At 42.2% G+C, this 21885-nt stretch carries 23 protein-coding genes and 2 riboswitches; of the genes, 17 read left to right on the plus strand and 6 right to left on the minus strand.

Going from position 1 to position 21885, the window contains the following annotated elements:
* Window positions 1-5 precede the first annotated feature (5 nt).
* From B7723_RS09050 to B7723_RS09060, 3 genes are read right to left on the minus strand one after another with little or no spacing between them, the layout of a single operon-like run.
* The gene (locus B7723_RS09050; RefSeq protein ID WP_084849449.1) at window positions 6-764 is read right to left on the minus strand and encodes an amino acid ABC transporter ATP-binding protein; all 759 of its coding nucleotides are present in this window, start codon (window positions 762-764) and stop codon (window positions 6-8) included.
* Entirely contained in the window at window positions 765-1442 is a 678-nt protein-coding gene (locus tag B7723_RS09055; protein WP_084849448.1) for an amino acid ABC transporter permease, read from the minus strand.
* A complete protein-coding gene (locus B7723_RS09060; RefSeq protein WP_084849447.1) occupies window positions 1402-2082 on the minus strand; it encodes an amino acid ABC transporter permease in 681 nt (226 codons plus the stop codon). The genes B7723_RS09055 and B7723_RS09060 overlap by 41 nt, the downstream gene beginning before the upstream one ends.
* 209 nt (window positions 2083-2291) lie before the next feature.
* Between B7723_RS09060 and lctO the strand changes: the two genes are divergently transcribed.
* From lctO to thiE, 8 genes are all read left to right on the plus strand, one after another.
* Window positions 2292-3428 carry an L-lactate oxidase gene (gene lctO / locus B7723_RS09065; RefSeq protein WP_000120743.1) on the plus strand — a complete coding sequence of 379 codons (1137 nt, stop codon included), beginning with the start codon at window positions 2292-2294 and terminating at the stop codon, window positions 3426-3428.
* 148 nt (window positions 3429-3576) lie between these two features.
* A riboswitch (TPP riboswitch) is annotated at window positions 3577-3665 on the plus strand.
* A gap of 158 nt (window positions 3666-3823) precedes the next feature.
* A complete protein-coding gene (locus tag B7723_RS09070; RefSeq protein ID WP_038805710.1) occupies window positions 3824-4384 on the plus strand; it encodes an ECF transporter S component in 561 nt (186 codons plus the stop codon).
* The gene (locus B7723_RS09075; RefSeq protein ID WP_084849446.1) at window positions 4385-5770 is read left to right on the plus strand and encodes an ATP-binding cassette domain-containing protein; all 1386 of its coding nucleotides are present in this window, start codon (window positions 4385-4387) and stop codon (window positions 5768-5770) included.
* 1 nt (window position 5771) lies between these two features.
* A complete protein-coding gene (locus B7723_RS09080; protein ID WP_071851398.1) occupies window positions 5772-6422 on the plus strand; it encodes an energy-coupling factor transporter transmembrane component T in 651 nt (216 codons plus the stop codon).
* 10 nt (window positions 6423-6432) lie between these two features.
* Window positions 6433-7125, plus strand: coding sequence for a thiaminase II (gene tenA, locus B7723_RS09085; protein WP_084849445.1), 693 nt, complete (start codon window positions 6433-6435; stop codon window positions 7123-7125).
* A gap of 3 nt (window positions 7126-7128) precedes the next feature.
* A complete protein-coding gene (gene thiW, locus B7723_RS09090) occupies window positions 7129-7653 on the plus strand; it encodes an energy coupling factor transporter S component ThiW (RefSeq protein ID WP_001244055.1) in 525 nt (174 codons plus the stop codon).
* Window positions 7653-8456, plus strand: coding sequence for a hydroxyethylthiazole kinase (locus B7723_RS09095; RefSeq protein WP_084849444.1), 804 nt, complete (start codon window positions 7653-7655; stop codon window positions 8454-8456). Before thiW ends, B7723_RS09095 begins: the two co-directional genes overlap by 1 nt.
* The gene (gene thiE, locus B7723_RS09100; RefSeq protein WP_084849443.1) at window positions 8449-9081 is read left to right on the plus strand and encodes a thiamine phosphate synthase; all 633 of its coding nucleotides are present in this window, start codon (window positions 8449-8451) and stop codon (window positions 9079-9081) included. Before B7723_RS09095 ends, thiE begins: the two co-directional genes overlap by 8 nt.
* A 46-nt stretch (window positions 9082-9127) precedes the next feature.
* Here thiE and thiD read toward each other — a convergent pair whose 3' ends face one another.
* Window positions 9128-9919 (minus strand): bifunctional hydroxymethylpyrimidine kinase/phosphomethylpyrimidine kinase, encoded by a 792-nt coding sequence (gene thiD, locus B7723_RS09105; protein ID WP_084849442.1) that lies wholly within the window; start codon window positions 9917-9919, stop codon window positions 9128-9130.
* An 84-nt stretch (window positions 9920-10003) separates the two neighbouring features.
* Window positions 10004-10102, minus strand: a riboswitch (TPP riboswitch).
* A 183-nt stretch (window positions 10103-10285) separates the two neighbouring features.
* Between thiD and B7723_RS09110 the strand changes: the two genes are divergently transcribed.
* The 8 genes from B7723_RS09110 to manA all read left to right on the plus strand — a co-directional run bounded on the left by B7723_RS09110 (window position 10286) and on the right by manA (window position 18832).
* Window positions 10286-10681 (plus strand): CopY/TcrY family copper transport repressor, encoded by a 396-nt coding sequence (locus B7723_RS09110; RefSeq protein WP_042902535.1) that lies wholly within the window; start codon window positions 10286-10288, stop codon window positions 10679-10681.
* Between the two features lie 10 nt (window positions 10682-10691).
* Window positions 10692-11063: a cupredoxin domain-containing protein gene (locus B7723_RS09115; RefSeq protein WP_000935072.1), complete on the plus strand. Its 372-nt coding sequence runs from the start codon at window positions 10692-10694 to the stop codon at window positions 11061-11063.
* 9 nt (window positions 11064-11072) lie between these two features.
* Window positions 11073-13295: a heavy metal translocating P-type ATPase gene (locus B7723_RS09120; RefSeq protein ID WP_084849441.1), complete on the plus strand. Its 2223-nt coding sequence runs from the start codon at window positions 11073-11075 to the stop codon at window positions 13293-13295.
* A 213-nt stretch (window positions 13296-13508) separates the two neighbouring features.
* A complete protein-coding gene (spxB, locus tag B7723_RS09125) occupies window positions 13509-15284 on the plus strand; it encodes a pyruvate oxidase (RefSeq protein WP_007520383.1) in 1776 nt (591 codons plus the stop codon).
* Between the two features lie 109 nt (window positions 15285-15393).
* The gene (locus tag B7723_RS09130; protein WP_007520381.1) at window positions 15394-15741 is read left to right on the plus strand and encodes a VOC family protein; all 348 of its coding nucleotides are present in this window, start codon (window positions 15394-15396) and stop codon (window positions 15739-15741) included.
* A gap of 197 nt (window positions 15742-15938) precedes the next feature.
* Window positions 15939-16199 (plus strand): SemiSWEET family transporter, encoded by a 261-nt coding sequence (locus tag B7723_RS09135; protein WP_001291473.1) that lies wholly within the window; start codon window positions 15939-15941, stop codon window positions 16197-16199.
* 128 nt (window positions 16200-16327) lie between these two features.
* A complete protein-coding gene (locus tag B7723_RS09140; protein WP_084849440.1) occupies window positions 16328-17767 on the plus strand; it encodes a 6-phospho-beta-glucosidase in 1440 nt (479 codons plus the stop codon).
* 120 nt (window positions 17768-17887) lie between these two features.
* Window positions 17888-18832 (plus strand): mannose-6-phosphate isomerase, class I, encoded by a 945-nt coding sequence (gene manA / locus B7723_RS09145; RefSeq protein ID WP_007517573.1) that lies wholly within the window; start codon window positions 17888-17890, stop codon window positions 18830-18832.
* A gap of 40 nt (window positions 18833-18872) precedes the next feature.
* Here the strand turns inward: manA and B7723_RS09150 are convergent, their stop codons facing one another.
* The gene (locus B7723_RS09150) at window positions 18873-20213 is read right to left on the minus strand and encodes a sodium-dependent transporter (RefSeq protein ID WP_084849439.1); all 1341 of its coding nucleotides are present in this window, start codon (window positions 20211-20213) and stop codon (window positions 18873-18875) included.
* A 358-nt stretch (window positions 20214-20571) separates the two neighbouring features.
* On the opposite strand from B7723_RS09150, the gene B7723_RS09155 reads away from it, so the two are divergent.
* Complete coding sequence (locus B7723_RS09155) at window positions 20572-21312, plus strand: MerR family transcriptional regulator (protein ID WP_042902529.1); 741 nt, start codon at window positions 20572-20574, stop codon at window positions 21310-21312.
* Window positions 21313-21356: 44 nt separating this feature from the next.
* Here B7723_RS09155 and B7723_RS09160 read toward each other — a convergent pair whose 3' ends face one another.
* Window positions 21357-21878: a DUF1697 domain-containing protein gene (locus B7723_RS09160; protein ID WP_008278230.1), complete on the minus strand. Its 522-nt coding sequence runs from the start codon at window positions 21876-21878 to the stop codon at window positions 21357-21359.
* Between the last annotated feature and the right edge of the window lie 7 nt (window positions 21879-21885).

Here is a 21885-nt window from a genome sequence, read left to right on the forward strand (position 1 = left end):
CTCCTTTATAGATATGAGCCGAACTGGCTAAAGTCAAAGACGTTTAAAAATTCCTGTGCTCGTTTGGTTTGTGGATTGGTGAAGAATTCCTGAGCCGTTCCTTCTTCAGCAATTTTCCCTTGGTCGAGAAAGATTATCCGATCTGCAATAGCTTGGGCAAACTGCATTTCGTGGGTTACCAGAATCATGGTGCGCCCTTCTTGAGCCAAGTCATTGATGAGTTCCAGAACTTCACGCACCATTTCAGGATCCAGCGAAGCCGTCACTTCGTCAAAGAGGATAATTTCTGGATGCATGAGAAGGGCACGGACAATTGCCACTCGTTGTTTCTGTCCACCGGATAATTGGCGAGCAAAACTGTCTTTTTTATCGAGCAAACCCACACGTTCCAGTAGTTGTAAAGCTTCCTCCGTTACTTCTTTCTTGTCTCGTCCCTGAGCTTTGATAGGGCCTAGGATGAGGTTTTGAAGGACATCTAGGTGAGGAAAGAGTTCATAACTTTGAAAGACCATGCCAATCTTTTGACGAATCAGGTGAAAGTTTTTCTGGTTGCTAATAATGGACTGGCCGTCCAGAAGAATATCCCCAGCCTGTATGGTTTCTAAGCCATTGAGGCAGCGGAGAAGTGTACTTTTCCCGCAACCAGATGGTCCTAGAATGACAACTACTTCCCCCTTTTTGATATCCAGAGAAAGACCTTGGAGGATGGGATTGTCTCCAAAGGATTTTTTTAGGTCCTTGATTTCTAAAATAGTTTCAGACATTTAGTTCCTCCAATGTTTTTCTAAGTGAGTGGATAGTTTGGAAATAGGAAAACAGACTGCGAAATACAGGACCAGAATGGTTCCATAAATCCAAAAGGAAGCGGTTGGGATGGTCAAGCGATTGCTGTCGATGATTTGTTGTCCAACCTTGGTAACTTCAACAACCCCAATCAAGACAACCAAGGAAGTCGTTTTGATCATCCGAGTGACAAGGTTGATGGCTTGTGGTAGCAATCTTCTCAAGACCTGTGGAATGATAATGTGATAGTAAAGCTGCAAGTTGGTCAAGCCCAGAGCCTGTCCGCTTTCAAACTGATGTATAGGGAGGGAAGTAATGGCCCCACGTACCAAGTCCCCCATTTCAGCTGTTCCCCAGAGTGTAAAAACGATAATAGCAGAAGTCTCGCCTGAGATGTTGATATTAAAGTTTCGAGCCAAGCCGAAATAAACGATGAAAAGTAGTACCAGCTGGGGCATGATACGGATAAATTCCAGATAAAAGCGTGTTAAAAAACGAATAACTCTAGAATGGGAGGTCATGATGATTCCCATGACTGTTCCGAAAATTATTGATAGAAGGACAGAGAGAATGGAAATTCCAATCGTGACACCCAATCCTTGTAGAATTCGCAGGAGATTATTTCCCTGAAAGAGTACTTGCATTCCCGAATCCTGCATGGCGGAGCCTCCTTTCCATCCAGCTAAAGACTAGAGAGATGGGTAGAAGCATGATCAGGTAAGCAACTACCAACATGGCTAGCGCAATGTCTGTCTCATAATAGAGTCCAATCAAGTCCTTGGCGACGTACATGAGATCGGCTAAGGCTACCGCAGAGAAAACTGAGGTTTCTTTGATGAGAAAAATGACATTGGCACTAAAGGACGGTAGGGCTACCGCAGTCGCTTGCGGAAGAACCACATAGCGAAAGACCTGTACAGGCGTTAGACCGATGGCTAGACCAATCTCGTGCTGGGTTTGACTAACTGCTTCCAGTCCGCTTCTGAAAGATTCTGCCATGTAGGAGCCACCTAAAAAGATGAGTCCGACTGTTGCACAGACTTCTGAAGAAAGAACAATCCCTATTCGGGGAAGACCGAAGTAGAGAAAGAAGAGTTGAATCAAAAGAGGCGTGTTTCGTGACAATTCGATGTAGGCTGTTGCTAACTGTGAAAAGATAGGAACGCGATAATGACGAATGACACTAACAATTAGACCAACAAGAAAAGAACCCAAAATTCCCCAAACTGCGATATGTAGGGTCAGAAAAAAAGCCTTTTGATAGAGCGGTAAATATTGTTCAACAATGGACCAATCCAAAATAGAACCTCCCATCTAGGAATAATATAGCTATTGTAGCACTAAAGGGCATGTTTGGATAATATGAATTTTTTATCACAATGATAGAAAATATTTATCATGTCTGTGATTTGAAATTTCCAGACAAAATTTTTGAAAGGATTCTGAAAAAGAGGTAAGATAGTTTATGTAAGAAAAAGTAAACGCTTACTTAACAAGGAGGACACTTTATGTCATATAAAACAAGCAATGCAGAAGGACCTGTAGATTTTATTAACACCTATGATTTGGAGCCAATGGCGCAACAAGTCATTCCTAAAGCTGCCTTTGGTTATATCGCTAGTGGAGCAGAGGATACTTTCACTCTACGCGAGAACATCCGTGCCTTTAACCACAAACTGATTGTTCCTCATACGCTTTGTGATGTTGAAAATCCAAGTACAGAGATTGAATTTGCAGGTGAAAAATTATCTTCACCAATTATTATGGCGCCTGTTGCGGCTCATAAATTAGCAAATGAGCAGGGGGAAGTAGCTACTGCGCGTGGTGTGCATGAATTTGGTTCTCTCTATACAACTAGTTCCTACTCTACCGTTGACCTTCCAGAAATTACGGAAGCTCTTCAAGGAACACCTCATTGGTTCCAATTTTACTTTAGTAAGGATGATGGAATTAACCGCCATATCATGGACCGTGTGAAGGCTGAAGGCTACAAAGCGATTGTCTTGACGGCAGATGCAACTGTTGGGGGCAATCGTGAGGTCGACAAACGCAATGGATTCGTCTTCCCAGTTGGCATGCCGATTGTTGAAGAATACCTGCCAGAAGGTGCTGGTAAATCAATGGACTTTGTTTACAAATCAGCTAAACAACGCTTGTCTCCACGTGATGTAGAATTTATCGCTACATACTCAGGACTTCCTGTGTATGTCAAGGGACCACAATGCCGTGAGGACGTTGAACGTTCGCTTGCTGCGGGAGCTTCAGGTATCTGGGTAACCAACCACGGTGGTCGCCAAATCGACGGTGGACCAGCATCCTTTGACTCACTTCAAGAAGTGGCTGAAGCAGTTGATAAACGTGTGCCAATTGTCTTTGACTCTGGTGTTCGTCGTGGTCAGCACGTCTTTAAAGCCTTGGCTTCAGGAGCAGACTTGGTAGCTATTGGGCGCCCTGTTATTTATGGCTTGGCTCTCGGCGGTAGTGTTGGTGTGCGTCAAGTCTTTGAGCACTTGAATGCAGAATTGAAGACAGTCATGCAGTTATCTGGAACTCAGACTATTGAGGATGTCAAACACTTCAAACTGCGTCACAACCCATACAATCCAACCTTCCCAGTTGACCCTCGTGACTTAAAATTGTATTGATAAAGAAGACGGCCTCCACCTTATGTGGAGGTTTTTCTTCGTGTATAGAAAGATTAAATCGTTATTAGAAACTATATAAATATATTTTTCGGTCAAATATCTTGCTAGGGCTTTCATTTTTTGCTATACTGGTCTAGTAGTAAAATAATAAAGACATTTGGGGTGCCTTAGGCTGAGATGATACCCATTGAACCTGATACAGTTAATACTGGCGAAGGGAAATGTGAAAAGGTTTTTTTCGTATGTCGAAAAGAACTGTCTAATCTTGTAAGCTAAACTCTAATTCTCGTTTGTAATTGGAGTTTTTTTGTTTATCAAAAGAGGATAGGCCTGACGACGAGCCTTTCGGTAGCTCTCCTAGAATGCCCCACTTTTCTTTAAAAAAGGAGTTTTTTATGTTGAAAAAATGGCAATTAAAAGATGTTATCTTGCTTGCGTTCTTGTCTATCTTTTTTGGTGGCGTTTTTGTGGGTTCAGGCTATCTGTTTGATATCCTCACCCTGATTTTAGCCCCTCTTGGTTTACAGGCCTTTGCCAATGAAATCCTCTTTGGTCTCTGGTGTATGGCTGCGCCCATTGCGGCCATCTTTGTTCCAAGAGTCGGAAGTGCGACGATTGGAGAAGTGCTCGCTGCGCTTGCTGAAGTTCTTTATGGTAGCCAATTCGGCCTAGGCGCCCTATTGTCTGGCTTGGTTCAAGGCTTGGGAAGTGAATTTGGTTTTCTCGTAACCAAGAATCGCTATGAAAGTTGGCTCTCTCTAACTGCTAATAGTATTGGGATTACGCTTGTTAGCTTTGTCTATGAATACATTAAGTTAGGTTACTACGCCTTCTCCCTTCCTTTTGTCCTTTCCTTGCTTGTGGTTCGTTTTATTTCCGTCTTTTTCTTCTGTACCATCTTGGTTCGTGCCATTGTTAAACTCTACCATCAGTTTGCAGCTGGAGGAAAGGCGTAGATGGGGCTGGAATTAAGAGGGATTCAATCCCCAATCTTTTCGGAACCGATTGATTTTACTTTTCATGCGCATGCCTTTACCTTGTTAGTTGGGAGCAGTGGTTCAGGAAAATCCAGTCTCTTTCAAGTCATTGCTCAAGTAAGTTCTCTTCCCTATAGTGGTCAAGTCCTGATAGATGGGAGCGAGGTCAGTCAGCTTTCTATCGTCGAACATGTCCAGACGGTTGGCATTCTCTTTCAAAATTCCAATCATCAATTTACCATGGAGAATTTGTTTGAGGAGCTGATTTTTACCTTGGAGAATATCGGCCATCCTGTTCAAGAAATTGATTCTAAAATAGCTGAGGTGGTCCGGCAATGTCGTTGCGAGGCAATCTTGCACCGTCCCATCCATCACTTATCAGGTGGGGAAAAGCAAAAGGCTGCTTTGGCTGTTCTCTTTGCTATGAATCCTAGGATCTATCTTTTGGATGAGCCCTTCGCTGCCATTGACCGAAAGAGTAGGCTGGAGATATTAGAGATTCTAAAAGAGTTGGTCTCTGATGGGAAGACAGTTATTTTGTGCGACCATGATTTATCTGATTATGAAGCCTATATCGACCATATGGTGGAGCTAAGAGACGGACAACTAAGGGAAATAAATCAACTTCCTACCTCTGAGATGACACAGGTTGCTTCAAAGAAAGTTGCTTCTAGCCCAGAACTATTCCATATGGACCGTGTGACTTGTGAGCTGGATCATCGCCCCCTCTTTTCGCTTGCGGATTTCACATTTTACCAAGGGATTTCCTGTATCCTGGGTGACAATGGTGTCGGGAAATCAACCCTCTTTCGCTCCATTCTTCAATTTCAAAAGTATAGAGGGCGCATTACTTGGAAGGGGTCGGTTCTTAAAAAGAAAAAGAGTTTGTATCGTGATCTGACGGGTGTTGTTCAGGAAGCTGAGAAGCAGTTTATCCGAGTCAGTCTGAGAGAAGAACTTCAATTAGATAGTCCGGACTCTGAAAGAAATCAGCGGATTCTCCAAGCATTACAATTTTTTAATTTGGATCATGCACTCGATAAGAGTCCTTATCAATTAAGTGGTGGAGAGCAAAAGATTCTTCAGCTATTGACCATCTTAACCAGCAAGGCTTCTGTGATTTTGCTAGATGAACCTTTTGCAGGTTTGGATGATAGAGCTTGTCATTATTTCTGTCAGTGGATTCTGGAGGACAGAAATCAAGGAAGAAGTTTTTTGATTATTAGCCATCGTTTAGATCCCTTGATTTCTGTGGTTGATTATTGGATCGAGATGACTAGTGAGGGGCTCCTTCATATTAAAGACGTGATAATCAGCAAACCCCTCAGTTTTCTGAGTAGCAATGCTCAAGGGGAGGTGAGGTAGTATGATCAAAGTAGCAACCCAGACACCGATACTCAGTCTCTTCTTTCTAATTTTATCCTTGGAAACATCTTTCCTTCCTTCGATTGCTCTCAATCTTTCAGTAGTCGTATTTTGTATTCTCTTCATGCTCTATCACCGTCGATTTAAGATGTTGGCTTGGATGTTCGTACTCGCCATTTTGCCATCTTTGGCTAATTACTGGGCAATTCAGTTACATGGGGATGCTTCGCAGGCAGTGATACTTGGGACGAGGGCTTTTGTGACGGTTTGTATCGGCCTTGTCTTTGTTTCCAATATTTCCTTAAAAGAGCTTCTCTTGTACTTGGCTCAAAAGGGGTTATCACGGTCTTGGGCCTATGCCTTGATTGTGGTATTCAATTCCTTTCCCCTCATTCAGCAAGAAATCAAATCCCTCAAGGAAGCTTGCTTATTGCGTGGTCAAAAATTGCATGTTTGGTCTCCTCTGATTTACAGTAAGGTTCTGATGACAGTCTTTAGGTGGCGCCATCTTTATCTGAGAGCTTTGTCTGCGCACGGATATGACGAACATGCACAGTTGGAGAATCGCTATCGGACTTTTTATATTTCTAAAAAAACAAAATTAATCTACCTGCTGTTCTTTTTACTACTTCAAACCAGTTTATTTCTATAAAGGAGTTATTATGGAATTCACAGATATTGCGATGGAATTATCCAAGGAAGCTTGGCAGGCTTCCTTTCATCACCCCTTTGTTTTACAGTTACAAGAGGGAACGTTAGAACCTTCTATTTTCCGCTATTACCTGATTCAGGATGCCTACTATCTGAAAGCCTTCTCAGAAGCCTATCACCTCTTGGCTGATAAGACTTCCAACGAGGAGATGAAAAGACTCTTGAAACAAAATGCTCAGAGTCTAGTGGATGGTGAGTTGTTTATCCGCCAACAATTTTTCAAGGAATTAGGAATCAGCGACCAGGAAATGAACGAGCAACCGATTGCTCCAACCTGTTATCATTACATTTCTCATATTTATCGCCAGTTTGCAGAGCCAAACTTGGGCATTGCTTTTGCTAGTTTGCTCCCATGTCCGTGGTTATACCATGATTTGGGCAAGGCACTTAATCGCAAACCATCCCCGAATCCTCTTTATCAACAGTGGATTGAGACCTATATCACCGATGAGTTAGAACAGCAGATTAAAGAGGAAGAAGCCCTGGTCAATCAGCTCTATCGAGAAAGCGACGAGACGGACAAACAAAAAATGCTAGAGGCCTTCCACAGAAGTGTCCACATGGAAGCCAAGTTTTGGGAGATGGCTTACCAACATCAAACCTGGACGAGTGATTTGCAGTCCTTAGAAACAGAGAAGAAATAAAAAATGAGAAACCACCAACTACAAGTTCACAAATTAACCATTTTATCCATGATGATCGCCCTTGACGTAGTTCTTACACCCATCTTTCGAATTGAAGGAATGGCACCGATGTCCAGTGTAGTCAATATCCTTGCAGGGATCTTGATGGGGCCTGTTTATGCCTTGGTCATGGCTACAGTCACAGCCTTTATCCGTATGTCTACTCAGGGCATTCCCCCTTTGGCCCTCACAGGAGCGACTTTTGGAGCCCTCCTTGCAGGTCTCTTTTATAAGTACGGTCGGAAATTTCACTATTCTGCCCTAGGAGAAATCTTGGGAACAGGGATTATTGGTTCTATTGTTTCCTATCCTGTTATGGTTCTCTTTACAGGATCTGCGGCCAAGCTCAGCTGGTTTATCTACACTCCTCGATTTTTCGGAGCAACCTTGATCGGTACAGCCATAGCTTTCCTCGCCTTTCGATTTTTAATCAAGCAGGAATTCTTTAAAAAAGTGCAGGGATATTTCTTTGGAGAAAGGATAGACTGATGCAGGCATTTACAAATCCTTTCCCTCTGGCAACTAGTTCCTTGATTCACTGCATCACCAATGAGATTTCCTGTGAGATGCTGGCCAATGGTATTTTGGCTCTGGGATGCAAACCAGTCATGGCAGATGACCCTCGTGAGGTTCTTGATTTTACTAAGCAAAGTCAAGCTCTCTTCATCAATTTGGGGCATTTGTCAGCCGAGAAGGAGAAAGCAATCCGTATGGCGGCTACTTATGCAAACCAAGCTTCTCTCCCAATGGTAGTAGATGCGGTTGGTGTATCAGCGTCACCCGTTCGTAAGACCTTAGTCAGAGATCTTTTAGGATACAAGCCCACAGTCTTTAAAGGAAACATGTCGGAAATTCGAAGTCTTGTTGGTTTAAAACACCATGGAGTCGGGGTCGATGCTAGTGCTAAAGATCAAGAAACTGAGGATTTGCTTCAAATCTTGAAAGACTGGTGTCAGACCTATTCTGGTATGTCATTTTTAGTCACTGGACCCAAGGACCTCATTGTTTCGGAAAATCAAGTTGCTGTATTGGGAAATGGCTGTGCAGAATTAGACTGGATAACAGGGACAGGAGACTTAGTTGGAGCCTTGACATCCGTTTTTCTCAGCCAAGGAAAGACTGCATTTGAAGCTTCTTGCCTAGCAGTTTCTTATCTCAATATCGCTGCTGAGAGAATACTTGTTCAAGGAATGGGATTGGAAGATTTTCGTTACCAAGTTCTCAACCAACTCTCTCTCCTAAAAAGAGATGAAAATTGGCTAGAAGCCATCAAAGGAGATGTTTATGAATAGAGAAGCACTTAGACTGTATCTAGTAACCAATCGCTACCAAGTTTCCTTGGAAAGCTTTCTTGAAAAAGTGGAGACAGCCTGCCGTTCAGGTGTTACCATCATCCAACTACGAGAAAAAAATCTTACAACCAATCAATATTATCAACTGGCAAAACAAGTCAAGGAAATAACAGATGCCTATCAGGTACCCTTGATTATAGATGATCGGTTGGATATCTGTCTTGCAGTCGATGCTGCTGGTCTGCATATCGGAGACGATGAACTACCAGTTTCGGTTGCCCGCAAAGTCTTGGGACCTGACAAAATCCTCGGTGTAACAGCTAAAACGGTTAAACGAGCCCTCGAAGCAGAAACATCGGGTGCGGATTACTTGGGAACAGGAGCCATTTTCCCGACTACAACCAAGGAAAATGCGCCTATCACCCTGATTTCAACCTTGAAAACCATTTGCCAAACGGTCGCCATTCCAGTAGTTGCTATTGGAGGCTTGACGTCAGAGAACATTGACCAACTTGCTGCAACTGGTATAGCTGGGGTCGCTGTCGTCAGAGATCTGATGCAGGCAAAAGATATTGAGGCAAAAGCGCAAGCCTTTTTAACAAAGCTAGATGACATTGTTTCCTAATCAAAAACTCTCTAATTCCCTTAAAGTAGGAACTAGAGAGTTTTTTTTAATCTTTAAAGCTTGTATGGTTGACTGGACCAGAACCATAACCGAGTTGAGGAGCGTCTTGGATGGCTTTTGTGATAAAGGCCTTGGCCTTATCAACTGCCTGGTAAAGACTTCTGCCCTTGGCTAGTTCAGCCGTAATCACAGCAGCAAAGGTACATCCAGTACCATGGGTGTGACAGGTTTGAATTCGTGGGCTTTCCCAGACAAATTGCTCCTCCTTGGTAAAGAGGAAATCCTTGGCACCACCTTCAAGATGGCCACCTTTGATAACAACGGACTGAGGACCAAATTCTCTTATAATCAGGCGACCGGCACGTTGCATGTCTTTTGGATCATGAATCGAAAAACCAACAATTTCTTCTGCCTCAGGAAGATTGGGTGTAATAATAGTCGCAAGGGGAAGCAGGTTTGTTTTTAGGTAGCTTCTCGCACTAGTATCTATCAGGGTATCCCCACTCGTAGCGACCATAACAGGGTCCAGCACATAGGGACAATCCAGCTTTTTAAGATAGGGTCGGATGATCTCCATGATCTCAGTAGTTGCCAACATCCCTGTTTTTACAGCCTGGGGCTTGATATCCGAAAAGACACTCTCCAATTGAGCTTCCAGCATTTGGTTGGAGACGTGCTCGATTAATTGAACGCCTCTGGTATTTTGAGCGACAAGGCTTGTCACAACGGCCATTCCATAGACATCTCTAGCTTGGAATGACTTCAAATCAGCCATAATGCCAGCACCGCCACTAGGGTCAGTTCCAGCAATGGTTAGAGCAACGGGTAAATAAGTCATCTAAAACCTCCCAACCAACTGAAGTTTGTATTCTTAAGAACAAGCTAGTCTGTTTGAGGAAAGCAATAGAAGACTAGCTAGTCCTCATTATCATTTCCACTTCCATCAGCTAGCATTACCTAGATTGAGTCAAAGGGATCTAACAGTCGTTAATCTCAGCTTTACGCACCCCTAGTGGTTGTTTTCTTTTTTCTTCAGTATAGCATATTTTTATAGTTTATATAGTAAAATTTGATTGCAAATCTCTCGTTACAGGATTAAAATTCTATTTTTCGAAAAAATAATAAAAATTATAGTTGACAAATGTAGATTTTCGGAGTATACTAATAACTGTAATCGACAAATGTAGATTTAGGAGGTGTGATTATGCAGATTTCAGATGCAGAATGGCAGGTCATGAAGATTATTTGGATGCAAGGAGAGCAGACCAGTACGGATTTGATCAGGGTTCTGGCGGAGCGGTTCGACTGGTCCAAGTCGACCATTCAGACTCTTTTAGCTCGTCTGGTTGAGAAAGAGTGTTTGACTAGGAAAAAAGAGGGCAAGTCCTTTGTCTATTCAGCCCTTTTAACTTTGGACCAAAGTCGGGATTTACTTGTCCAAGATATCAAGGACAAGGTTTGTTCTCGTAGGATTAAGAACTTGTTGGCTGATTTGATTGCTGAATGTGATTTTACTTTGTCTGACTTGGAAGGATTGGAAGCTGTGATTTCTGAGAAAAAAGCTAGCGCAGTAACAGAAGTAAAATGTAATTGTATGTAAAGGAGACGTCATGTTAAATAGTATTGTAACCATTATTTGTATTACCCTTATCGCGTTTATCTTGTTTTGGTTTTTCAAAAAGCCTGAAAAATCTGGACAAAAGGCCCAGCAAAAAAAGGGCTACCAAGAGATTCGAGTGGAAGTCATGGGGGGCTATACGCCTGAGTTGATTATTCTTAAAAAATCAGTGCCAGCCCGCATTGTCTTTGACCGTAAGGATCCTTCACCTTGTTTGGATCAGATCGTCTTTCCAGATTTTGGTGTGCATGCGGACTTGCCTATGGGGGAAGAGTATGTAGTGGAAATCACGCCTGAACAGGCTGGAGAATTTGGCTTTGCATGTGGCATGAATATGATGCACGGTAAGATGATTGTAGAATAGGAGAATGATATGACTGAAATTGTAAAAGCAAGTCTTGAAAATGGTGTTCAAAAAATCCGTATCACGGCAGACAAAGGCTACCATCCAGCCCACATTCAACTGCAAAAAGGGATTCCTGCTGAGATTACTTTTCACCGTGTGACACCTTCAAACTGTTATAAAGAAGTTCTCTTCGAAGAAGAAGGGATTCTAGAACCAATCGCTCAAGATGAGGAAAAAATTATTCGCTTTACGCCTCAAGACTTGGGTGAGCACGAGTTTTCTTGTGGCATGAAGATGCAAAAGGGAACCTACACCGTTGTTGAAAAAACCAAAAAGTCTCTCAGTCTTTTACAACGTTTTTGGATTACTAGTATCTTTACTGTGCCTCTTGTGATTCTTATGATTGGGATGTCTACAGGAGGAATTAGTCACCAAGTCATGCGTTGGGGCACCTTTTTAGCCACAACCCCCATTATGCTGGTAGCTGGAGTTCCATATATCAAAAGCGCCTGGGCTAGTTTTAAAAAGCACAATTCCAACATGGATACCTTGGTTGCTCTGGGAACCCTAGTGGCCTATTTCTATAGCTTAGTTGCCCTCTTCACTGGTCTGCCCGTTTACTTTGAAAGTGCTGCATTTATCCTCTTCTTCATTCTTTTGGGAGCAGTTTTTGAGGAAAAAATGCGAAAAAATACTTCGCAGGCAGTCGAAAAATTATTAGACCTACAAGCAAAAACAGCAGAGGTTTTGCGTGATGATGTTTATGTTCAAATACCTCTAGAACAAGTCAAAGTTGGGGATCTTATTCGCGTTCGACCAGGTGAAAAAATTGCCGTTGATGGGACTGTAATAGAAGGAGAAACTAGTATTGATGAATCAATGGTAACTGGGGAAAGTATTCCAGTCGATAAATCAGTTGGAGATGCTGTCATTGGTTCAACCATCAATAATAGTGGTACGATCATTTTTAGAGCTGAAAAAGTAGGTTCTGAAACCATGTTGGCTCAGATTGTAGACTTTGTGAAGAAAGCTCAAACCAGTCGTGCTCCTATTCAAGATTTGACAGACAAGATTTCTGGAATTTTCGTACCAGCAGTTGTCATTTTAGGACTCCTTACTTTTTGGATCTGGTTTGTTTTTCTTGGTGAAAGTTTTGTAACGTCGCTTCTCTATGGTGTTGCAGTCTTGATTATTGCCTGCCCTTGTGCTCTTGGACTTGCGACACCAACAGCACTCATGGTTGGAACAGGACGAAGTGCCAAGATGGGGATTCTTCTCAAAAATGGTACAGTTCTACAGGAAATCCAAAAAGTTCAAACGGTTGTTTTTGATAAGACAGGAACCTTGACTGAAGGGAAGCCAGTAGTGACAGATGTTATCGGAGATGAAGGAGAAGTGCTAAGTTTGGCTGCTTCACTGGAAGATGTATCTCAACACCCGCTAGCTCAAGCTATTGTTAATCGTGCATCTGAACTAGGAATTAGCCTTCACCCAGTGGAAAACTTCCAAGCCTTGCATGGAAAAGGTGTGACTGGGATTATTAATGGTAAGCAAGTCTTGCTGGGGAATGCTAAGCTCTTAGCTGACCTTGCTATTCCACATGATTATCAAGAACGATTTGATTTGCTTGAGAAAGAAGCAAAAACAGTTGTCTTCCTATCCGTGGATGGTCAGTTAAAAGGCTTAATTGCCTTGCAGGATGTCCCTAAGGAAAATGCCAAAGAAGCTATTGCTAAATTGAAAAAACGTGGTCTTAGAACGGTCATGCTTACTGGAGATAATGCTGGTGTAGCCCATGCGATTGCAGAACAAATTGGTATCGAAGAAGTAATCGCAAATGTCTTGCCAGAGGAAAAGGCACATGAAATTCACAAGCTTCAAAAGAATGGGAAATTGGCCTTTGTTGGAGATGGTATCAATGATGCGCCGGCCCTCAGTGTAGCGGATGTCGGAATTGCCATGGGCTCTGGGACAGATATTGCCATTGAATCAGCAGATCTTGTCCTTACAACCAACAATTTACTAGGATTGGCACGTGCTTTTGATATGAGTAAGAAGACCTTTAATCGTATTCTACTCAATCTTTTCTGGGCTTCTATCTATAACCTCATTGGTATTCCGATTGCAGCAGGAGTCTTTTCAGGTATTGGTTTGGTGCTCAACCCAGAACTGGCTGGTCTAGCCATGGCCTTTAGTTCTGTATCTGTTTTGATCAGTTCACTCATGCTAAACGTTACTAAGATAGACTAAGAAGCGGGCTTGCTCGCTTTTTATTATAAAACAGATTCTAAAAACGTTTTCAAACTGTACTGTAATAGAGAATAAAAACTTCTGAGCACATTCTTAGGAGACCCAAAACAAATGTGGTAAAGTAGTAGAGTAAAAATTTGCTGAAACGTTTCCAATTAGTATATGAAAACGGATTTATCAAGTTTTAAAAATATTTGAAGGAGAGTTATCATTATGACTCAAGGGAAAATTACTGCATCTGCAGCAATGCTCAACGTATTGAAAACATGGGGCGTAGACACAATCTACGGTATCCCATCAGGAACACTCAGCTCATTGATGGACGCTTTGGCTGAAGACAAAGATATCCGCTTCTTGCAAGTTCGCCACGAAGAAACAGGTGCTCTTGCAGCGGTTATGCAAGCTAAATTCGGTGGCTCAATCGGGGTTGCAGTTGGTTCAGGTGGTCCAGGTGCGACTCACTTGATTAACGGTGTTTACGATGCAGCTATGGATAACACTCCATTCCTTGCTATCCTTGGATCACGTCCTGTTAACGAACTCAACATGGATGCCTTCCAAGAATTGAACCAAAACCCAATGTACAACGGTATCGCTGTCTACAACAAACGTGTCGCTTACGCTGAGCAATTGCCAAAAGTTATTGACGAAGCTTGCCGTGCTGCAGTTTCTAAAAAAGGTCCAGCTGTTGTTGAAATTCCAGTAAACTTCGGCTTCCAAGAAATCGACGAAAACTCATACTACGGTTCAGGTTCATACGAACGCTCATTCATCGCTCCTGCCTTGAACGAAGTTGAAATCGACAAAGCTGTTGAAATCTTGAACAATGCTGAACGCCCAGTTATCTACGCTGGTTACGGTGGTGTTAAAGCTGGTGAAGTGATTACTGAATTGTCACGTAAAATCAAAGCACCAATCATCACAACTGGTAAAAACTTTGAAGCCTTTGAATGGAACTATGAAGGTTTGACAGGTTCTGCTTACCGTGTTGGTTGGAAACCAGCCAACGAAGTGGTCTTTGAAGCAGACACAGTTCTTTTCCTTGGTTCAAACTTCCCATTTGCTGAAGTTTACGAAGCCTTCAAGAACACTGAAAAATTCATCCAAGTCGATATCGACCCTTACAAACTTGGTAAACGTCATGCCCTTGACGCTTCAATCCTTGGTGATGCAGGTCAAGCAGCGAAAGCTATCCTTGATAAAGTAAACCCAGTTGAGTCTACTCCATGGTGGCGTGCAAACGTGAAGAACAACCAAAACTGGCGTGATTACATGAACAAACTCGAAGGTAAAACTGAGGGTGAATTGCAATTGTATCAAGTTTACAATGCAATCAACAAACATGCTGATCAAGACGCTATCTACTCAATCGACGTAGGTGACACTACTCAAACATCTACTCGTCACCTTCACATGACACCTAAGAACATGTGGCGTACATCTCCACTCTTTGCGACAATGGGTATTGCCCTTCCTGGTGGTATCGCTGCTAAGAAAGACAATCCAGATCGCCAAGTATGGAACATCATGGGTGACGGTGCATTCAACATGTGCTACCCAGACGTGATCACAAACGTTCAATACGACCTTCCAGTTATCAACGTTGTCTTCTCAAATGGTAAATATGCCTTCATCAAGGACAAATACGAAGACACAAACAAACACTTGTTTGGTTGTGACTTCCCTAATGCTGACTATGCGAAAATCGCTGAAGCTCAAGGAGCTGTTGGATTTACAGTTGATCGTATCGAAGACATCGACGCAGTTGTTGCAGAAGCTGTGAAACTCAATAAAGAAGGTAAAACTGTTGTGATCGATGCTCGCATCTCTCAACATCGTCCACTTCCAGTAGAAGTACTTGAACTCGATCCAAAACAACACTCAGAAGAAGCAATCAAAGCCTTCAAGGAAAAATACGAAGCAGAAGAACTCGTACCATTCCGCCTCTTCTTGGAAGAAGAAGGATTGCAATCACGCGCAATCAAATAATTCCTCTCGTCGAAAATCAAATGTAAACTTTGTAGATTTTATTCTTTGATTTTCAAGAGTCTAACTTGAAAAGATCGGAGCAATCCGGTCTTTTTCTGGAGGATAGTAAATGAATTTAAATCAATTAGATATCATCGTTTCAGATGTTCCTCAAGTCTGTGCTGACTTGGAGCGTATTTTGGATAAAAAAGCCGATTATGTTGACGACAGTTTTGCACAGTTCACGATTGGCAGTCATTGTCTTATGTTGTCCCAAAATCATTTGATTCCTTTGGAAAACTTTCAGTCAGGAATCATTCTTCATATCGAGGTTGAGGATGTAGACCAGAACTATCGACGATTGAAAGAGCTTGGTGTCGAGATTTTACACGGTCCGGCTGTAACTGATTGGGGAACGGAATCCTTGCTTGTAAAAGGTCCAGCTGGTTTGGTGATTGATTTTTATCGTATGAAGTAGGTAATTCTATTATCAAATTTTTTATCTAAAAATTTAAACATTCTTAGAGCGGAACTTAAAAAGATCGGAGCAATCCGGTCTTTTTCTTATCACAAGATTGTGATAGTTTACATCTTCATAACAAAAGCTTCAAAGTCTTGATTGTTTTGAAAAAAGATTATAAAATATGATTCATAAAAATGAAAGAGGTTTTGAAAATGTCTGAAAAACAAATGAAAATTTTGGGTTGGGTAGCGACCTTCATGTCCGTTATGATGTATGTCTCTTACTTCCCACAAATCATGAACAACCTGGCTGGCCAAAAAGGAAACTTCATCCAGCCCTTGGTTGCGGCTATTAACTGCAGTCTCTGGGTCTACTATGGACTTTTCAAAAAGGAAAGAGATATTCCACTTGCAGCTGCCAATGCACCGGGTATCGTTTTTGGTCTAGTAACGGCTATTACGGCTTTGATTTAAAAAGAAGACTGGTTTCAGTCTTTTTTTGCACATGTAAGCAAGATTAGTACCATCATTATCCATATATTTCCAAACTTTTTGCCCCCTTTTTAGTATAATAGAACTATCAAACCAAGTGAGGTAAAGTGATGACAGAAATACTACAATTTCCAGAGGGATTTCTCTGGGGTGGTGCTACGGCAGCTAATCAATGCGAGGGTGCTTATAATCAGGATGGTCGAGGTCTTGCTAATGTCGATGTGGTACCCATTGGACCTGACCGTGAAGCCATTATCACAGGTCAGAAAAAGATGTTTTCTTTTGAGGAGGGCTATTTTTACCCAGCAAAAGAAGCCATTGATATGTACCATCATTATAAGGAAGATATTGCGCTTTTTGCGGAAATGGGCTTTAAGACCTATCGGCTCTCCATTGCTTGGACTCGGATTTTTCCTAAGGGAGATGAAGCAGAGCCAAATGAAGCTGGTCTAGCCTTTTATGAGGATTTATTTAAGGAGTGTCACAAGTATGGGATCCAACCTCTGGTGACTATTACGCATTTCGACTGTCCTATGCATTTGATTGAAGAATACGGTGGTTGGCGCAATCGTCGGATGTTAGACTTCTATGAAAAACTTTGTCGTACACTCTTTATCCGTTATAAGGGTTTGGTCAAATACTGGCTTACCTTCAATGAAATCAACATGATTCTTCATGCACCTTTTATGGGAGCTGGGCTTTGTTTTGAAGAAGGAGAAAATCAAGAACAGGTTAAATACCAAGCCGCCCACCATGAGTTGGTAGCCTCGGCCATGGCGACTAAGCTTGCCCACGAAATTGACCCAGAAAACAGGGTGGGATGTATGTTGGCAGCAGGGCAATACTATCCTAACACAGCCCATCCGAGAGACTACTGGGCTGCTATGGAGGAAGATCGCAAGAGTTACTTCTTCATTGATGTTCAAGCGCGTGGGGAATACCCAAACTACGCCAAGAAGCAGTGGGAACGCGAGGGAATCAAGATAGAAATGACGGCAGAGGATCTAGACTTATTGAAGAATTATACTGTTGACTTTGTTTCCTTCTCTTACTATGCAAGTCGAGTGGCCTCAGGGGATCCAGAAGTTAAAGAATTAGCTGCTGGAAATGTCTTTGCCTCTCTCAAAAATCCCTATCTTGAATCCTCAGAATGGGGTTGGCAGATTGACCCACTTGGCCTTCGTATCACCCTCAATGCCATCTGGGATCGTTACCAAAAGCCTATGTTCATCGTAGAAAATGGTCTCGGTGCTATGGATACACCGGATGAAAATGGTTATGTAGCAGACGACTATCGGATTGCTTACTTAGAGGCTCATATCAAGGCTATGCGAGATGCCATATACCAAGATGGAGTTAACTTGCTTGGTTATACGACTTGGGGCTGTATTGATCTGGTTTCAGCTGGAACAGGCGAAATGAACAAGCGCTATGGTTTTATCTATGTGGATCGTGATAATGCAGGTCAAGGAAGTCTCAAACGGAGCAAGAAGAAATCCTTTTACTGGTACAAGGATGTCATTGCCAGCAATGGTGCAAGTATTGAGTAGAGCACATTTGTTCACTATTTTTACAAAATCTTCTCCCTACTTTATAAGATAGGAAAAAGAGTTCAATAAGACCTAGCTTTTTGCTATAATGAGGGGAGAAAAATCGGACAGGAGATCGACATGTCAGAACCATTATTTTTACAATCAGTTATGCAAGAAAAAATCTGGGGTGGGACCAAGCTACGTGATGAGTTTGGTTACGACATTCCAAGTGAAAAAATTGGCGAATACTGGGCTATCTCAGCTCATCCAAATGGAGTTTCTAAGGTCGCTAATGGGCGCTTTGAGGGAACAGATCTAGCTACATTGTATGCGGAGCACCGTGAATTGTTTGGCAACCGTCCAGAACCTGTATTTCCACTGTTGACCAAGATTCTCGATGCCAATGACTGGCTCAGCGTCCAAGTTCACCCAGACGATGCCTATGGATTAGAACATGAAGGCGAGCTCGGAAAAACAGAGTGCTGGTATATCATCGCAGCAGACGAAGGTTCAGAGATTATATATGGTCACAATGCCAAGTCAAAAGAAGAACTCCGCCAGCAAATCGAAGACAAAAACTGGGATGCCTTACTGACAAAAGTGCCAGTTAAGGCTGGAGATTTCTTCTATGTGCCAAGTGGTACCATGCACGCTATCGGTGCAGGTATCTTGATTCTTGAAACCCAGCAGTCTAGCGATACCACCTACCGTGTCTATGACTTTGACCGTAAGGACGACAAGGGCAACTTGCGTGAACTTCATCTTGAAAAATCCATCGATGTTTTAAATATTGGCGAGCCTGCCAATAGCCGTCCTGTAACTATCAAAGCAGATGATTTACGTTCCACTCTCCTTGTATCCAATGATTTCTTTGCAGTTTACAAGTGGGAAATTACTGGAAAAGTTGACTTCGAAAAGACAGCTGACTACAGCTTATTCAGTGTCTTGGCTGGTCAAGGTCAACTAACTGTTGACGGGAAAAATTATCCAATCCAAAAAGGTAGCCACTTTATCCTACCAAGTGATGTTGAAGCTTGGACATTGGAAGGGCAAGGTCTGGAATTGATTGTTAGCCATCCATAAAAAAGAAAGGGCCTGAGTTTACTACTCAAGTCCTTTTTGATTACATAAATTGGGCGATAAAAACCACAATGATGATAATAGGAATGATGAAACGAAGGAGGAAGAGCCAGACTTGGAAAAGTACTTGTTTCCAGGCTCTTTCATCGAGATGGAGTTCCTCCATAGCAAGAGCCTTTTTAAAGATGTAGCCTGTAAAAAGTGAAAGGCAGAGAGCTCCAAATGGCATGAGGAGATTGGAAACCAAGAAATCCATGGCATCAAAGAAAGTCTTACCAAAGATGTGAACATCCGCCATAACTCCATAGGATAGGGCTGAAGGAATTCCAAAGACGAAGGTCAAGATTCCTAAAATAGCACTCCATTTGGCACGTTTGCTGTTATCCTGGTTGGTGATATTGCCCACATTGATCTCCAGCATCACGACAGAAGAAGTGACTGTCGCAAAAAGGAAGAGCAAGAGGAAAAGGATGTAGAAAATGGTTCCAAAGGGCATCTTGTCAAAGAGTTGAGGCAAGACGATAAAGAGCAGGCTGGGTCCCCCTTCAGACTGGATATTGAAGGCTGACATGGCTGGGAAAATGGCTAGACCTGCCATGATGGATACCGAGATGTTCATGGCTACAATGGAAATCCCTGATTGGACCAGATTGGTTTTCTTGTCTAAGTAGGACGCATAGGTCAGCATGGCTGTAACCCCTAGTGAGAGGGCAAAGAAAGATTGACCCAGAGCATAGAGGAGACCAGCACTGGTCAGTTTTGAAAAGTCTGGTTTGAGGAAGTAAAGAACGCCTTCCATGGCATTTGGCAAGCTGAGAGAGCGCCCAATGATCACGACAAAGATGATAAAGAGCAGGGGCATCATGACTTTCGAAGCTCTTTCGATCCCTTTTTGGACCCCACGTGATACAATAAAGATATTCAATAAGATAAAGGCGGCTTGAGCCCCTAGAGCAATGGCTGGATTTGAAATGATTGAAGTGAATAACTGAGCATAATCACCCGTTCCACCAAGCTGGAACAATTTCCCAAACTCAATGCCTAGATAGACTAAAATCCATCCCCCGATAACACTATAGAAAGAGAGAAGGATAAAGAGGGCAAAGGCACCAATCCAACCGATAAAATTGTATTTGCTATTGTTGCCAAGTTTTCCAAAGGTTTTGATAGCAGAAACGCCAGCACTACGGCCAAGGGCAAACTCAGCCAGCAGGAGCGGGAAACCGATTAAAATAGTGGAAATGAGAAAGACCAGTAAAAAGCCTCCCCCGCCATTAGCAGCAGTCATGTAGGGGAACTTCCAAACGGCACCAAGCCCGATGGCTGAGCCAGCAGATGCTAGAATAAAGCCAAGTTTCGAGCCCCATTGCGATTTTTCTGACATAGTTGAAACTCCAATCTCCTTTTTTAAAATAAGAAAAGGCTACTTGAGTTGTCAAATAGCCTTCTCTCAATGGCTCTTTATGAGCCTTCTGTTTGATTGATAGACTTGACTATCCTATCATGTTTTCTAAGGTCTGTCAAGAAAACCATTTTCAAGTTTTCACACCTTTCTCAAAAAGTTAAAAATTTTTCGCAAAAACGCTTGACTCTGACCTAGGGGGAGGGGTTATACTATCAATGTAATACTCTTCGAAAATCAAATTCAAACCACGTCAGCGTCGCCTTACCGTACTCAAGTACAACTTGCGGCTAGCTTCCTAGTTTGCTCTTTGATTTTCATTGAGTATAAGGAGGAAATCATGTACCATATCAAAGAAGCTGCGCAGCTTTCGGGTGTCTCTGTCAAGACCCTGCACCACTACGATAAGATAGGACTTCTGGTTCCCTTAAAGTTGGAAAACGGCTATCGAACTTATAGTCAAGAGGATTTGGAACGCCTTCAAGTCATTCTTTACTACAAATATCTAGGCTTTTCTTTAGAAAAAATAGCAGAGCTGTTAAAGGAAGAAAGGACAGATTTATTGCCCCATTTGACTAGGCAGTTGGACTATTTGACTCGAGAAAGGCAACATCTGGATACCTTGATTTCCACCTTGCAAAAAACCATTCAAGAACAAAAAGGAGAAAGAAAAATGACGATTGAGGAAAAATTCACTGGATTTAACTACCAAGACCATCAAAAATACCACCAAGAGGCGGTAGAGAAATATGGACAAGAAGTCATGGACCAAGCGCTCGAGCGCCAAAAAGGTCACGAAGACGAAGCTACGGCTGCCTTCAATCAAGTCTTTCGAGCCTTGTCACAAAATCTTCAAGCTGGTTTACCTGCAAAAGCAACCGAAAACCAAGAGCAAGCAGCCAAACTCTTGCAAGCTATTCGTACTTATGGATTTGACTGCTCTATTGAGGTCTTCGGCCATATCGGCAAAGGCTACGTCTATAACCCAGAGTTTAAGGAAAACATTGACAAATTTGGAGCTGGAACAGCCCAGTACACATCAGATGTCATTGCGACTTATGTTCAGACACAGACAAAATAAAAATCAGCGGAGTTACCTCTGCTGATTTTTTCTGGTTTCAAGTACTATTTGGTTAATAGTTTTTCAACTACGTTTAACTTTCGCATGGTCAGAACCACGCCAAACAATTTTTCAAGATAGTTGGTATTGAGCTTTTTTTGTTTTGCAGTTCTAGGGAGATAGAGGTAGAGACAGTGATCACCTACACAAATTTCTTCTTCACCGTAGTCAGCTTTCAATTTTTCTAGTGGCAGACTTTGGATAAATCCCTGATAAAAAATCACATGTATACGATCGTAAAGATAGTCTTCTCTAAATGGATTCTCATGAACAATCTTTTCAAAATCGTTCTTATTCTTGATAACCATTTTTAAGTCGGCCCCAATTTTTTCCTTTATCAGAGTATGAACGCGTTCTCGTATTTCTTCTAAATCTAAGTCACTTTCAAGAATGATATTCCCACTTTGAATATAGGTTCGAACGTGTTGAAAACCAGCTTCTGTCAGAATATCTACCAAATAAGACATTTTCGGGATAGCATTCTTTCCATTAGGAGTAACACCTCTTAGTAAAATAATATGTTCCAAAGGACTT

The organism is Streptococcus oralis subsp. oralis (genome assembly GCF_002096435.1).
Classification (GTDB): Bacteria; Bacillota; Bacilli; order Lactobacillales; family Streptococcaceae; genus Streptococcus; species Streptococcus oralis_AA.